At 60.6% G+C, this 14,359-nt stretch carries 12 protein-coding genes; all 12 read left to right on the plus strand.

What is annotated here, in order from left to right; translation table 11 throughout:
- Positions 1-16 precede the first annotated feature (16 nt).
- The 12 genes from mutL to ACJ8J1_RS19110 all read left to right on the plus strand — a co-directional run bounded on the left by mutL (position 17) and on the right by ACJ8J1_RS19110 (position 14,355).
- Entirely contained in the window at positions 17-1,900 is a 1,884-nt protein-coding gene (gene mutL / locus ACJ8J1_RS19055; protein WP_033641623.1) for a DNA mismatch repair endonuclease MutL, read from the plus strand.
- Entirely contained in the window at positions 1,893-2,834 is a 942-nt protein-coding gene (gene miaA / locus ACJ8J1_RS19060; protein ID WP_033641624.1) for a tRNA (adenosine(37)-N6)-dimethylallyltransferase MiaA, read from the plus strand. Before mutL ends, miaA begins: the two co-directional genes overlap by 8 nt.
- Positions 2,835-2,948: 114 nt before the next feature.
- Positions 2,949-3,257: an RNA chaperone Hfq gene (hfq, locus tag ACJ8J1_RS19065; protein ID WP_004933678.1), complete on the plus strand. Its 309-nt coding sequence runs from the start codon at positions 2,949-2,951 to the stop codon at positions 3,255-3,257.
- 98 nt (positions 3,258-3,355) lie between these two features.
- Positions 3,356-4,636: a ribosome rescue GTPase HflX gene (gene hflX, locus ACJ8J1_RS19070; protein WP_033641625.1), complete on the plus strand. Its 1,281-nt coding sequence runs from the start codon at positions 3,356-3,358 to the stop codon at positions 4,634-4,636.
- 68 nt (positions 4,637-4,704) lie between these two features.
- Positions 4,705-5,955, plus strand: coding sequence for an FtsH protease activity modulator HflK (hflK, locus tag ACJ8J1_RS19075; protein WP_033641626.1), 1,251 nt, complete (start codon positions 4,705-4,707; stop codon positions 5,953-5,955).
- A gap of 3 nt (positions 5,956-5,958) precedes the next feature.
- Positions 5,959-6,963, plus strand: coding sequence for a protease modulator HflC (gene hflC, locus ACJ8J1_RS19080; protein WP_004933669.1), 1,005 nt, complete (start codon positions 5,959-5,961; stop codon positions 6,961-6,963).
- A 63-nt stretch (positions 6,964-7,026) separates the two neighbouring features.
- Positions 7,027-7,227 carry a DUF2065 domain-containing protein gene (locus ACJ8J1_RS19085; protein ID WP_004933666.1) on the plus strand — a complete coding sequence of 67 codons (201 nt, stop codon included), beginning with the start codon at positions 7,027-7,029 and terminating at the stop codon, positions 7,225-7,227.
- A 98-nt stretch (positions 7,228-7,325) separates the two neighbouring features.
- Positions 7,326-8,624 (plus strand): adenylosuccinate synthase, encoded by a 1,299-nt coding sequence (locus tag ACJ8J1_RS19090; protein ID WP_025159583.1) that lies wholly within the window; start codon positions 7,326-7,328, stop codon positions 8,622-8,624.
- Positions 8,625-8,857: 233 nt separating this feature from the next.
- Positions 8,858-9,283: a nitric oxide-sensing transcriptional repressor NsrR gene (gene nsrR, locus ACJ8J1_RS19095; protein ID WP_025305023.1), complete on the plus strand. Its 426-nt coding sequence runs from the start codon at positions 8,858-8,860 to the stop codon at positions 9,281-9,283.
- A gap of 59 nt (positions 9,284-9,342) precedes the next feature.
- Positions 9,343-11,817, plus strand: a complete 2,475-nt coding sequence (gene rnr / locus ACJ8J1_RS19100; protein ID WP_033641627.1) for a ribonuclease R — start codon at positions 9,343-9,345, stop codon at positions 11,815-11,817.
- A 61-nt stretch (positions 11,818-11,878) separates the two neighbouring features.
- Entirely contained in the window at positions 11,879-12,610 is a 732-nt protein-coding gene (gene rlmB / locus ACJ8J1_RS19105; RefSeq protein ID WP_004933653.1) for a 23S rRNA (guanosine(2251)-2'-O)-methyltransferase RlmB, read from the plus strand.
- A 116-nt stretch (positions 12,611-12,726) separates the two neighbouring features.
- Entirely contained in the window at positions 12,727-14,355 is a 1,629-nt protein-coding gene (locus ACJ8J1_RS19110; protein ID WP_033641628.1) for an isovaleryl-CoA dehydrogenase, read from the plus strand.
- The last annotated feature ends 4 nt before the right edge of the window (positions 14,356-14,359 follow it).

A 14,359-nucleotide genomic window follows, 5' to 3' on the forward strand; every position in this document is an offset into this window, starting at 1 on the left:
CGCTACAGGAGTCAGCATGCCTATCCAGGTGTTACCGCCACAGCTCGCCAACCAGATCGCCGCCGGAGAGGTGGTCGAACGCCCCGCGTCGGTCGTCAAAGAGCTGGTGGAAAACAGCCTGGACGCCGGTGCGACGCGCATCGATATCGATATCGAACGCGGCGGCGCCAAGTTGATCCGCATTCGCGACAACGGCTGCGGCATCGGCAAGGACGATCTGGCGCTGGCGCTGGCGCGGCACGCCACCAGTAAAATCAGCACGCTCGACGACCTGGAGGCGATCGTCAGCCTCGGTTTTCGCGGCGAAGCGCTGGCCAGCATCAGCTCGGTTTCCCGTTTGACCCTGACGTCGCGCACAGCAGACCAGAGCGAAGCGTGGCAAGCCTATGCCGAAGGGCGCGAGCAGGCGGTGACGGTCAAACCCGCCGCGCACCCGGTCGGCAGCACGCTGGAAGTGCTGGATCTGTTTTACAACACCCCGGCGCGCCGCAAATTCATGCGCACCGAGAAAACCGAATTCGGCCATATCGATGAAGTGGTGCGGCGCATCGCGCTGGCGCGCTTCGATGTGGCGATCAACCTCAGCCACAACGGCAAACTGATCCGCCAATATCGGGCGGCGAAGGAAGAAAGCCAGCACGAGCGCCGTTTGGGCAGCATCTGCGGCCCGGCGTTTTTGCAGCATGCGCTGAACATCGACTGGCAGCACGGCGATCTGAGCATCCGCGGTTGGGTGGCGGATCCGGACGGGGCGCGCCAGCTGGGTGAAATGCAGTACTGCTACGTCAACAGCCGCATGATGCGCGATCGCTTGATCAACCACGCCATTCGTCAGGCCTATCAGGATCAGCTGAAAGACGATCAGCAGCCCGCTTATGTGTTGTATCTGGAGGTGGATCCGCACCAGGTGGACGTCAACGTTCATCCCGCCAAGCACGAGGTGCGTTTCCATCAGGCGCGGCTGGTGCACGATTTTATCTACCAGGCGGTGACCACGGTGCTGCAACAGGCCGGGCAGACGCCGTCGCTGCCGCTGGCGGAAACGCCTGACGAGGCGCCTGCGCCGGTCTGGCAGCAGGAAAACCGCGTCGCCGCCGGCGGCAACCATTTTTCACAGCCGGCGCCGCGTCGCGAAACGCCGCCACCGGCCGGCGCTGCCCGCGAGCGCGCGCCGCAGCCCGGTTGGCAAACGGCGGGCGGTTACCAGAAACGCGAAGGCGAGCTGTACGGCAAACTGATGCGGCCTGCCGCCGAGCCGCAGGCTGAGGCCGCGCCGGAAGCCCCGAGTCGGCCGCCGCTGTTCCCACCGGTGAAAGCCGCCGTGGAAACGCCGTTGGCGAGCGGGCAACACAGCTTTGGCCGGGTGCTGATGATCCATCCGCCGTGCTACGCACTGATTGAACAGCGCCAGCAGCCGGCGTTGCTCAACCTGACGGTGGCCGAGCGCTGGCTGCGCCAGGCGCAGCTCAATCCGCCGACGGAAGGGCTGCGGCCGCAGCCGCTGCTGATCCCAGTCAAGCTGACGTTGGACAAGAACGAAGCGGCGGCCATCGCGCGGCATCAGGCGCTGCTGACGATGATGGGGCTGGATTTGCAGACGGATCACGGCCGTGTGACGCTGCGCGCAGTGCCTTTACCATTACGCCAACAAAATTTACAAAAACTGATACCCGAACTGTTAGGCTATCTGGCCGAGCATCAGGAGATGTCGCCCGCGGTGTTGGCCACCTGGCTCGCTCGCCGTCTCGGCAGCGAACATGAACAGTGGAACACCTCGCAAGCGATACAATTGCTGACCGACGTTGAACGACTTTGCCCGCAGCTGGTCAAATCGCCACCGAACGGACTTTTACAACCCGTTGATTTACAGGCCGCACTGGCGGCCCTCAAGCATGACTGAAACTGAAATGACATCACGTCCCCCGGCTATTTTCATTATGGGGCCGACCGCCTCGGGCAAGACCGCGCTGGCGATCGCGCTGCGCGAGCGCCTGCCGGTGGAACTGATCAGCGTCGATTCCGCGCTGATTTATCGCGGCATGGATATCGGCACCGCCAAGCCGAGCACCGAAGAATTGGCGCAGGCGCCGCATCGGCTGATCGATATTCGCGATCCCGCCGAAGCTTACTCGGCTGCGGAGTTCCGCGCCGATGCGCTGAAAGAGATGGCCGACATCACCGCCGCCGGCCGCATTCCGCTGTTGGTGGGCGGCACCATGTTGTATTTCAAGGCGTTGCTGGAAGGATTGTCGCCGTTGCCGTCCGCCGATCCCGCGGTGCGCGAGCGCATCGAACGGCAAGCGGCGGAGCAGGGCTGGGAGGCGCTGCACCGTCAGTTACAGGCGATCGATCCGGTCGCGGCAGTGAGAATTCATCCGAATGATCCGCAGAGACTGTCCAGAGCACTGGAAGTTTTTTTTATTTCGGGTAAAACTTTAACGGAACTGACTAAAATTTCGGGTGAATCGTTACCGTATCAAGTTCACCAATTTGCGATAGCGCCGACCAGCCGTGAGTTGATCCATCAACGCATCGAGCTGCGGTACCATCAAATGTTGGCGGCGGGTTTTGAGACGGAAGCGCGTGCACTTTTCGCACGGGGTGATTTGCATACGGACTTGCCCTCCATTCGCTGTGTCGGTTACCGCCAGATGTGGTCATACTTGTCTGGTGAAATTAGTTACGATGAGATGGTTTATCGTGGTATTTGCGCAACACGTCAGTTGGCTAAACGCCAGATGACCTGGTTACGGGGTTGGGAGTCGGTCCATTGGTTGGACAGTGAAAAGCCGGGAGAGGCTTTGGACTCGGTGACACAGGTTGTTAGTGCATAGGTTGGGTGATTGTGTACAATTGCTGAGTATTCAGCGCGCAAATTTTTTACGTCGTTTATTTTAGAGCCGACAGGTTCTTAGTTACAAACAACAAGCAAATAAGGAAAAGATAGAATGGCTAAGGGGCAATCTTTGCAAGATCCGTTCCTGAACGCATTGCGTCGTGAACGTGTTCCGGTTTCTATTTATTTGGTGAATGGTATTAAGCTGCAAGGCCAGATTGAGTCTTTTGACCAGTTTGTCATCCTGTTGAAGAACACGGTTAGCCAGATGGTGTACAAGCACGCTATCTCTACCGTTGTCCCGTCACGCCCGGTCTCGCATCACAGCAACAATCCGAGCGGCGGTTCAAGCAACTATCACCATGGTAACAATCCGTCTGCGCAGCAACAGCCGCAGCAGGAAAGCGATGACGCTGAATAAAGCGCGTTGCAAGTCAACCATGACGGGGAGCATAAGCAGCCGCGTGCTGTTTATGTCCCCCAAACTCACGGTGAGTGTCCGTTTGAGAGGTTGCACGCTTGTTTGACCGTTATGAAGCCGGTGAGCAGGCCGTACTGGTTCATATCTATTTCTCGCAAGACAAAGATACGGAAGATCTCAGCGAGTTCGAATCGCTGGTCTCCTCAGCCGGTGTCGAAGCTTTGCAAGTGGTGACTGGTAGCCGCAAAGCCCCGCATCCGAAGTACTTTGTCGGCGAAGGAAAGGCCGAAGAAATTGCAGATGCGGTGAAAGCCAGCGGCGCGTCTGTTGTCCTGTTTGATCATTCCCTTTCCCCGGCGCAGGAAAGAAACCTCGAGCGCCTGTGCGAATGCCGGGTGATCGATCGCACCGGGCTGATTTTAGACATTTTCGCCCAGCGTGCCCGCACCCATGAAGGTAAGCTGCAGGTGGAGCTGGCGCAGCTGCGTCACATCGCCACGCGTCTGGTACGCGGCTGGACGCACCTGGAGCGGCAAAAAGGGGGGATAGGCCTGCGCGGGCCGGGGGAAACCCAGCTTGAGACCGACCGTCGCCTGTTACGCGATCGCATCAGCTTGATTCTGCGCCGCCTGGAGCGGGTAGAGAAGCAGCGTGAACAAGGCCGACGTGCGCGGACCCGCGCCGATGTGCCGACCGTATCGCTGGTGGGCTATACCAACGCCGGCAAATCCACCCTGTTTAACCGAATAACGTCTGCCGAGGTGTATGCGGCGGACCAGCTATTTGCCACCCTGGATCCTACGTTGCGGCGCATTGATGTGCCGGACGTGGGGGATACCGTGTTGGCGGATACCGTAGGCTTTATCCGGCACCTGCCGCACGATCTGGTGGCCGCCTTCAAGGCGACGCTGCAGGAGACGCGCCAGGCCTCTTTGCTGCTGCACGTCATCGACGCGGCGGATCCGCGCGTCGACGAGAACATCGACGCGGTGAACACCGTGCTGGCGGAGATAGACTCGGATGAAATCCCTACACTGTTAGTGATGAACAAAATAGATATGCTGGACGATTTTGTGCCGCGTATCGACCGCAACGATGAAAACCTGCCGATCCGGGTGTGGCTGTCCGCCGCCAGCGGAGAGGGTATTCCGTTGCTGTATCAGGCGTTGACGGAGCGCTTATCGGGGGAGATCGCGCATTACGAATTGCGCTTACCGCCACGGGCAGGCCGTCTTCGCAGCCGTTTTTACCAGCTTCAGGCGATTGAAAAAGAGTGGAACGAAGAGGACGGCAGCATTGGCGTGGTGGTGCGAATGCCGATCGTCGAATGGCGTCGTCTCTGCAAGCAAGAACAGGACCTGATTGACTTTATCGTATGATCATATCCTGTTACATTTATGCTTCGCGAAAGCCTGAAGTACCCAATCACAGAATATGGAGCTAAAACATGGCGTGGAATCAGCCCGGTAATAACGGACAGGACCGCGACCCGTGGGGGAGCAGCAATAACAATGGCGGCAACTCTGGCGGTAACAACAAAGGCGGTCGTGATCAAGGGCCACCTGATTTGGATGATATCTTCCGCAAACTGAGCAAGAAATTGAGCGGTTTTGGCGGGGGCAAAGGCTCCAACAGCAATAGCGGCGGCACCGGGGCCTCCGGTCCGGGCTTCAGCGGCCGCATTATCGGTATCGCGGCGGTTGCCGTGGTGGTGATCTGGGCCGCCAGCGGCTTCTACACCATCAAGGAAGCCGAGCGCGGCGTTGTGACGCGTTTCGGTAAGTTCAGCCACCTGGTGCAGCCGGGCCTGAACTGGAAGCCGACCTTCATCGACGACGTGCGTCCGGTGAACGTGGAATCCGTGCGTGAGCTGGCGGCGTCCGGCGTGATGCTGACCTCCGATGAAAACGTGGTGCGCGTGGAAATGAACGTGCAGTACCGCGTGACCAACCCGGAAGCGTACCTGTTCAGCGTCGTCAATGCCGACGACAGCCTGAGCCAGGCGACCGACAGCGCCCTGCGCGGCGTGATCGGCAAATACTCGATGGATCGCATCCTGACCGAAGGCCGTACCGTGGTGCGTAACGATACGCAGCGCATGCTGGAAGAGACCATTCGTCCTTACAACATGGGCATCACGCTGCTGGACGTCAACTTCCAGGCGGCGCGTCCGCCGGAAGAGGTGAAGGCGTCGTTCGACGATGCGATCGCCGCGCGTGAGAACGAGCAGCAATACATCCGTGAAGCGGAAGCTTACGCCAACGAAGTTCAGCCGCGTGCGAACGGCCAGGCGCAGCGTCTGCTGGAAGACTCCAAGGCTTATAAAGACCGCACCGTCCTGGAAGCTCAGGGTGAGGTGGCGCGCTTTGCCAAGCTGTTGCCGGAATACAAGTCCGCCCCGCAGATCACCCGCGAGCGTCTGTATATCGAAACCATGGAAAAAGTGCTGGGCCATACCCGTAAGGTGTTGGTGAGCGACAAAGGCAACAACCTGATGGTGCTGCCGCTGGATCAGATGCTGCGCGGCCAAGGCGCGGCGACGGAGAGCGGCAACAAGGATACCAGCCTGATTCGCCTCAATCCGAATCCAGCGCCGGCTGCCAACAGCAGCACCCCGCGCACCAGCAGCGGATCGGTTATGGATCAGCGCCGGGCGAATGCGCAGCGTGACGACACCACTCGCGTAGGGAGAGAGTAATCAATGCGTAAGTCTTTTGTAGTTATTGTCCTCGCGGTGCTGGTGGTGCTGTACGCTTCGCTGTTCGTGGTGCAGGAAGGCCAGCGCGGCATTGTGCTGCGCTTCGGCAAAGTGCTGCGCGACGGCGAAAACAAGCCGCTGGTGTATGCGCCGGGTCTGCACCTCAAGATCCCGTTCATTGAGACCGTGAAGAACCTGGATGCGCGTATCCAGACCATGGACAACCAGGCCGATCGCTTCGTGACCAGCGAGAAGAAAGACCTGATCGTTGACTCCTATCTGAAGTGGCGCATCAGCGACTTCAGCCGCTACTATCTGGCGACCGGCGGCGGCGACGTCTCCCAGGCCGAAGTGCTGCTGAAGCGTAAGTTCAGCGACCGTCTGCGTTCCGAAATCGGCCGCCTGGACGTGAAAGACATCGTGACCGACTCGCGCGGCAAGCTGATGTCTGACGTGCGTGACGCGCTGAACACCGGCACCGTGGGTGACGGCGAAGAAGTGGCGACCACCGAAGCCGATGACGCTATCGCCTCTGCGGCGGCGCGCGTTGAGCGGGAAACCACCGGCAAACAGCCGCAGGTGAACCCGAACAGCATGGCGGCGTTGGGCATCGAAGTGATCGACGTGCGTATCAAGCAGATCAACCTGCCGGCCGAAGTCTCCGACGCCATCTACCAGCGTATGCGCGCCGAGCGTGAAGCGGTAGCCCGTCGCCTGCGCTCGCAGGGCCAGGAAGAAGCCGAGAAACTGCGCGCCAGCGCGGACTACGAAGTGACCCGTACCCTGGCGGAAGCCGAGCGTCAGGCGCGTATCACCCGTGGTGAAGGCGATGCTGAAGCAGCCAAGCTGTTCGCCAATGCGTTCAGCCAGGATCCGGACTTCTATGCCTTTATCCGCAGCCTGCGTGCCTATGAAGCCAGCTTCAAGGACAACCAGGACGTGCTGGTACTGAGCCCGGACAGTGATTTCTTCCGCTACATGAAGTCGCCTGATACCCTGCGCAAATAAGCGCGGCAGGCAATCTGATCGAGGGCCCGTTTTCGCGGGCCCTTTCTCGTTTTTGGGGGATGCATGAACTCAACGATTTGGCTGGCGCTCGGGCTGGTCCTGGTGCTGGAAGGACTGGGGCCGATGCTGTTTCCGCAGGCCTGGCGCAAAATGATTGTGGCGATGTCGCAGTTGCCGGACGCGACGCTGCGGCGATTTGGCGGTGGAATAGTGGTTGCGGGCTGCGTGATCTACTACATGTTGAGCGGCCGCACGGGTCTTTAAAGTCTAGCCCAAAATTTATGCAATCGTATGCTAAAAGTGCTGAAAATCGAAAATTACGGTGGTAGAATCCATTTTTAAGCAATCGGTGATTTTGAAAAATGGGTAAGAACGTCGTCGTACTGGGCACCCAATGGGGTGACGAAGGTAAAGGCAAGGTTGTAGACCTGCTGACTGAACGGGCTCAATATGTTGTGCGCTACCAAGGTGGCCATAACGCTGGCCACACTCTGGTAATCAACGGTGAAAAAACCGTTCTTCATTTAATTCCTTCAGGCATTCTGCGTGAAAACGTCACCAGCATCATCGGCAACGGTGTTGTTCTGGCGCCGGACGCGTTGATGAAAGAAATGGGTGAACTCGAAGCGCGTGGCATCCCGGTACGCGAACGTCTGTTACTCTCTGAAGCTTGCCCGTTGATCCTGCCTTACCACGTTGCGTTGGATAACGCGCGTGAGAAAGCGCGCGGCGCGAAAGCGATCGGCACCACCGGTCGCGGCATCGGCCCGGCTTACGAAGATAAAGTGGCTCGTCGCGGTCTGCGCGTCGGCGATCTGTTCAACAAAGAAACCTTCGCCGTTAAGCTGAAAGAGATCGTCGATTACCACAACTTCCAACTGGTCAACTACTACAAAGTTGAAGCCGTCGATTATCAGGCGACGCTGGACTACGTGCTGTCTATCGCCGATATCCTGACCGCGATGGTGGTTGACGTTTCCGAACTGCTGGACGGCGCGCGCAAGCGTGGCGATCTGATCATGTTCGAAGGCGCTCAGGGCACCCTGCTGGATATCGACCACGGTACTTACCCGTATGTGACCTCTTCCAACACCACCGCCGGCGGCGTGGCTACCGGTTCCGGCATCGGCCCGCGTTATGTGGACTACGTGCTGGGCATCGTGAAAGCCTACTCCACTCGCGTGGGTGCAGGCCCGTTCCCAACCGAACTGTTCGATGAAACCGGCGAGTACCTGTGCAAGCAGGGTAACGAGTTCGGCGCCACCACCGGCCGTCGTCGTCGTACCGGCTGGTTGGACGCGGTAGCGGTGCGTCGCGCGGTGCAGATCAACTCCCTGTCCGGCTTCTGCCTGACCAAACTGGACGTCCTGGACGGCCTGAAAGAAGTGAAGATCTGCGTGGGTTACCGCATGCCGGACGGCCGTGAAGTGGACACCACTCCGCTGGCGGCTGAAGGCTGGGAAGGCATTGAGCCTATCTACGAAACCATGCCGGGCTGGAGCGAAACCACCTTTGGCGTGAAAGAGCACAGCAAGCTGCCTCAGGCTGCGCTGAACTACATCAAGCGCATCGAAGAAGTGACCGGCGTACCGGTAGACATCATCTCTACCGGCCCGGATCGCAGCGAAACCATGATCCTGCGCGACCCGTTCGACGCATAATCAGGCTTTGCGGCATTAAACAAACCGGGCGCGTCCCGGTTTGTTTTTATCCTGACTCCCTCCGATTGCGGTTTCACGTCAAAAAATCCTTTCATAAACCCGCCTTAGGGCGCGGGATTCGCTAAATAATTAGCGACGAACTCTCCGGCTGGTTTATTATCCAATGAGTAATCTTTTGAATAGCGCCGAAAAGCGGCGTATCAGACGGGTAAAGTCATACCCAGAGGTAAGATGTGCAGTTAACAAGTTTTACTGATTATGGCCTGCGGGCGTTGATCTACATGGCCTCGTTGCCGCAGGACAAGATGACCAACATCTCGGAAGTGACCGAGGTTTATGGCGTGTCCCGCAACCATATGGTGAAGATCATCAATCAGTTGAGCCGGGTAGGTTTTGTCACGGCGGTGCGCGGCAAGCATGGCGGCATTCGCTTGGGCAAACCGGCCGAGAGCATTCGCCTCGGTGACGTCGTGCGGGCGCTGGAGCCGCTTGCGCTGGTTAACTGCAGCAGTGATTTTTGCCACATCACCCCTGCCTGCCGATTGAAGCAGGTGCTCCAACAGGGCGTACAGAATTTCCTTGAAGAGCTGGATAAGCATACGTTGGCCGACATGGTCGAAGACAATCCGCCGCTCTACAAGCTATTGCTTGTCGAATAAAACGACGTTGAGAAGACAAGGCTCAACGTCATCCTGCTGATGACAACGGAGGAACCGCAATGTCACAAGATCCATTCCTGGAACGAGAAGCAGAAAAATACGAATCTCCCATCCCCAGCCGTGAATATATCCTGGCCCATTTGGCGAAACGAGAAACGCCGGCCAGCCGCGAAGAACTGGGCAACGAATTGGGCCTCAGCGGCGAAGAACAGCTGGAAGCGCTGCGCCGCCGCCTGCGCGCCATGGAGCGCGATGGCCAGTTAGTGTTTACCCGCCGCCAGTGCTACGCGCTGCCGGAGCGTTTGGACCTGCTGCGCGGCACGGTGATCGGCCACCGCGACGGCTATGGCTTCCTGCGCGTTGAAGGCAGCAAAGACGATCTCTATCTGTCCGCCGAACAGATGAAAATGGCGATCCACGGTGACGTGGTGCTGGCGCAGGCGCTGGGCGCGGATCGCAAAGGGCGTCGCGAAGCGCGCATCGTGCGCGTGCTGGTGCCGAAAACCAGCCAGATCGTCGGCCGCTTCTTCATGGATGCCGGTACCGGCTTCGTGGTGCCGGACGACAGCCGTCTGAGCTTCGATATTCTGATCCCGGCGGACAGCGTCAGCGGTGCGCGCATGGGCTACATGGTGGTGGTGGAGCTGACTCAACGCCCAACCCGCCGCACCAAAGCGGTCGGCAAGATCGTCGAGATCCTCGGCGACAAAATGGGCACCAGCATGGCGGTGGATATCGCGCTGCGCACCCATGAGATCCCGCATACCTGGCCACCGCAGGTGGAAAAGCAGGTGGCCGATCTCAGCGAACAGGTGCCGGAAGCGGCCAAGAAGGGCCGCGTCGATCTGCGCAAGCTGCCGTTGGTCACCATCGACGGTGAAGACGCGCGCGACTTCGATGATGCCGTGTACTGCGAGAAAAAACGCGGCGGCGGCTGGCGCCTGTGGGTAGCGATCGCCGACGTCAGCTACTATGTGCGTCCACGCACCGCGCTGGACGACGAAGCGCGCAGCCGCGGCAACTCGGTGTATTTCCCGTCGCAGGTGATCCCGATGCTGCCGGAAGTGCTGTCCAACGGGCTGTGCTCCCTGAACCCGCAGGTCGATCGCCTGTGCATGGTGTGCGAGATGACCATCTCCGCCCAGGGGCGCCTGTCCACGGCCAAGTTCTACGAGGCGGTGATGAGCTCCCACGCCCGCCTGACCTACAACAAGGTGTGGCACATTCTGCAGGGCGATCAGGAGCTGCGCGAGCATTACCACCCGCTGGTCAAGCACCTGGAAGAGCTGCACGCCATGTACAAGGTGCTGGATAAGGCGCGCGCCGAGCGCGGCGGCATCGCGTTTGAAACCGAAGAAGCCAAATTCATCTTCAACGCCGAACGCCGCATCGAGCGCGTGGAGCCGACGGTGCGCAACGACGCCCACAAGCTGATCGAAGAGTGCATGATCATGGCCAACGTGGCGGCCGCGCGCTTCGTCGAGAAACGCAACGAGCCGGCGCTGTACCGCGTGCACGATCGTCCGAGCGATGACCACATCTCCGCGCTGCGCAGCGTGCTGAGCGAGCTGGGGCTGACGCTTGGCGGCGGCAACAAGCCGCAGCCGAAGGACTATGCGGTGCTGATGGATGAAGTGTCCGAGCGCCCTGACCACGAAATGCTGCAAACCATGTTGCTGCGCTCGATGAAGCAGGCGATTTACGATCCGGAAAACCGCGGCCACTTCGGCCTGGCGCTGGCCTCTTACGGCCACTTCACCTCGCCGATCCGCCGTTATCCGGATCTGGCGTTGCACCGCGCGATCAAATACCAGCTGGCTAAAGAACACGGCGAGCCGAAAGAGCGCTGGACGCCGACCGGCGGCTGGCACAGCGAATTCGAAGAGATGCTGCAGCTGGGCGAGCACTGTTCGATGACCGAGCGCCGCGCGGACGAAGCGACGCGCAACGTCGCCGACTGGCTGAAGTGCGACTTCATGCAGGATCACGTCGGTGAAGTGTTCAGCGGCATCATCTCCAGCGTGACCGGCTTCGGCTTCTTCGTGCGCCTGAACGATCTGTTCATCGACGGGCTGGTGCACGTATCAACGCTGGATAATGATTACTATCGCTACGATAATATCGGCCAGCGCCTGATCGGCGAATCTTCCGGCACGGTCTATCGCCTGGGGGATACGGTGGAGATCCGCGTGGATGCGGTGCATATGGACGAGCGCAAGATCGACTTCGCGCTGGTATCCAGCACCCGTAAAGCGCGCGGTGAAGGTAAAACCGAGCGCGATCGCGCCAAGAAGGGCGGCCAGCGCACGTTGCGCGACAATGGCAACGCGGGGCGCGGCAAGCGCCGCGGCGGCAAACCGCCGGCCAACTTCGAGCCGGACAGCGCCTTCCGCAAGCAGGATGACGCCAAGCCCGCGGACAACGTGAAGAAGGCGAAGAAGAAAGCCAAGAAAGCGTCCGACAAAACGCGGAAAATCGCGGCGGCGACCAAAGCCAAACGCGCAGCCAAGAAGAAAGGTGCCGAGCAGGCTTAACCTGCCGCACATCGTTACCATTGGCCGGTTATCGCCGGCCGCACGACTTTAAAAGAGCATCATGAGCGAAATTATTTACGGCATCCACGCCGTCAAAGCCCTGTTAGAGCGCGACCCGCAACGCTTCCTGGAAGTGTTTATCCTGAAAGGCCGCGAAGATCGCCGTCTGCAACCGCTGATCGCCGAGCTGGAAGCGACCGGCATCGTGATCCAGGTGGCGAACCGCCAATGGCTGGATGACAAGGTTGAAGGCGCGGTGCACCAGGGGATCATCGCCCGGGTGCGCGAAGGGCGTCAGTATCAGGAGAACGATCTGCCGGGCCTGTTGGAGAGCGTGGAAACGCCATTCCTGCTGGTGCTGGACGGCGTGACCGACCCGCATAACCTCGGCGCCTGCCTGCGCAGCGCCGACGCGGCCGGCGTGCACGCGGTGATCGTGCCCCGCGATCGTTCCGCCCAGTTGAACGCCACCGCCAAGAAAGTGGCCTGCGGCGCCGCCGAAAACGTGCCGTTGATCCGCGTGACCAACCTGGCGCGCACGCTGCGTCTGCTGCAAGAGATGAATGTCTGGGTCGTCGGCACCGCCGGCGAAGCCGACCATACGCTATATCAGAGCAAAATGACCGGCCCGATGGCGCTGGTGATGGGCGCGGAAGGCGAAGGCATGCGCCGCCTGACCCGCGAACACTGCGATGAGCTGATCAGCATCCCGATGGCCGGTACCGTCTCTTCACTGAACGTGTCGGTCGCCACCGGCATCTGCCTGTTCGAAGCGGTGCGCCAGCGCGGCTGATTCTTCTGACGGGGGCGCCGTGCTCCCGTTAATTCCCCCTCTTGTGATCCCGCCTGCGGCAGAAATCTCTGCGCCGACCATACTTACTCCTGACGCTTTTTTCAGGGAGCACTCTCATGGTCTGGACTACGCACACCGTTTTTAACCAACCCAAGCCGCTGGGCAACAGCAACCTGTTTCTCTCCGATACGCCGCTGCGCGAAGCGTTGCAGCGCGAGCAAGGCGGTTGGGACGCCGAGGTATTGGCTTCGCTGGGCCAGCAGCTCGGCACGCAGGAGTCGCTGGAGCTGGGGCGGCTGGCCAACGCCAACCCGCCGGAGCTGCTGCGCTACGACGCCACCGGCCAGCGGCTGGACGACGTTCGCTTTCACCCGGCCTGGCATATCCTGATGCAGGGGCTGATCGCCAACCGGGTGCACAACCTGCCCTGGCAGGAGGATGCGCGCATCGGTTCCTTCGTGGCGCGCGCCGCGCGCTTTATGCTGCATGCGCAGGTCGAGGCCGGCACGCTCTGCCCGGTGACCATGACCTTCGGCGCCACGCCGCTGCTGCTGCAGGCGTTACCGGCCGAGTTTCGCGCCTGGCTGACGCCGCTGCTGTCGGATCGTTATGACGCTCACCTGCTGCCGGGCGGGCAAAAGCGCGGCCTGCTGATCGGCATGGGCATGACGGAGAAGCAGGGTGGTTCCGACGTTTTGAGCAATACCACTACCGCCGCGCCGCTCGGCGCGCGCGGGCCGGGTGAAGCCTACCGGCTGGTGGGGCACAAGTGGTTCTTCTCGGTACCGCAGAGCGATGCGCACCTGGTGCTGGCGCAGGCCGAAGGCGGGTTGTCCTGTTTCTTCCTGCCGCGCATTTTGCCGGACGGCAGCCGCAACGCCATTCGCCTGGAGCGGTTGAAAGACAAACTGGGCAACCGCTCCAACGCCAGCAGCGAAGTGGAGTTTCAGGACGCCACCGCCTGGCTGTTGGGGGATGAGGGGGACGGCGTGCGGCATATCCTGAAGATGGGCGGCCTGACCCGTTTCGACTGCTCGCTCGGCAGCCACGGCCTGATGCGCCGCGGGCTGTCGGTGGCGCTGTATCATGCGCTGCAGCGGCAGGCGTTCGGCAAGCTCCTGATCGAACAGCCGCTGATGCGCCAGGTTCTGGCGCGCATGGCGCTGCGGCTGGAAGGGCATACCGCGTTGCTGTTCCGGCTGGCCCGCGCCTGGGAAAGCCGCAGCAATGAGGGCGAACTGATCTACAGCCGCCTGCTGACCCCGGCGGCCAAATACAGCATCTGTCGCCAGGGCATGCCGTTCATCGCCGAGGCGATGGAGGTGCTGGGCGGTATCGGCTACTGCGAAGAGAGCGAACTGCCGCGCCTGTATCGCGAGATGCCGGTCAACAGCATCTGGGAAGGTTCCGGCAACATCATGTGTCTGGACGTGTTGCGCAGCCTGCACAAGCTGCCGGGCGCGCTCGAAATGCTGCAGTTCGAGCTGCAGCCGGTGCGCGGCCAAAATCGCTTGTTCGATCACGCCTGGCGGCAGTGGCAGCAGCGTGCCCGGCAACCGCGTGAAGAGATGGGGCGGCTGCTGACCCAGCAGCTGTTCGACCTGTGCTGCGCCGCGCAGCTGCTGCAGCATGCCAGCCCGCAGATAGCCGACGCCTGGTGCCACCTGACGCTGGATCACCGCGGCGAGAGCCTGCTGTCGGCTGAGGTGTGCGAACTGCTGCTCAACCGCGCTATCGGCGGTTAGGGAA

This window comes from Serratia sp. CY37869, assembly GCF_052168895.1.
Classification (GTDB): domain Bacteria; phylum Pseudomonadota; class Gammaproteobacteria; order Enterobacterales; family Enterobacteriaceae; genus Serratia; species Serratia ureilytica.

Coding starts and splice junctions, on each gene's coding strand:
- miaA (WP_033641624.1), top strand. CDS start 1,893: ATGACTGAAACTGAAATGACATCACGTCCCCCGGCTATTTTCATTATG.
- hflK (WP_033641626.1), top strand. CDS start 4,705: ATGGCGTGGAATCAGCCCGGTAATAACGGACAGGACCGCGACCCGTGG.
- rnr (WP_033641627.1), top strand. CDS start 9,343: ATGTCACAAGATCCATTCCTGGAACGAGAAGCAGAAAAATACGAATCT.
- rlmB (WP_004933653.1), top strand. CDS start 11,879: ATGAGCGAAATTATTTACGGCATCCACGCCGTCAAAGCCCTGTTAGAG.
- hflC (WP_004933669.1), top strand. CDS start 5,959: ATGCGTAAGTCTTTTGTAGTTATTGTCCTCGCGGTGCTGGTGGTGCTG.
- hfq (WP_004933678.1), top strand. CDS start 2,949: ATGGCTAAGGGGCAATCTTTGCAAGATCCGTTCCTGAACGCATTGCGT.
- mutL (WP_033641623.1), top strand. CDS start 17: ATGCCTATCCAGGTGTTACCGCCACAGCTCGCCAACCAGATCGCCGCC.
- ACJ8J1_RS19090 (WP_025159583.1), top strand. CDS start 7,326: ATGGGTAAGAACGTCGTCGTACTGGGCACCCAATGGGGTGACGAAGGT.
- ACJ8J1_RS19110 (WP_033641628.1), top strand. CDS start 12,727: ATGGTCTGGACTACGCACACCGTTTTTAACCAACCCAAGCCGCTGGGC.
- ACJ8J1_RS19085 (WP_004933666.1), top strand. CDS start 7,027: ATGAACTCAACGATTTGGCTGGCGCTCGGGCTGGTCCTGGTGCTGGAA.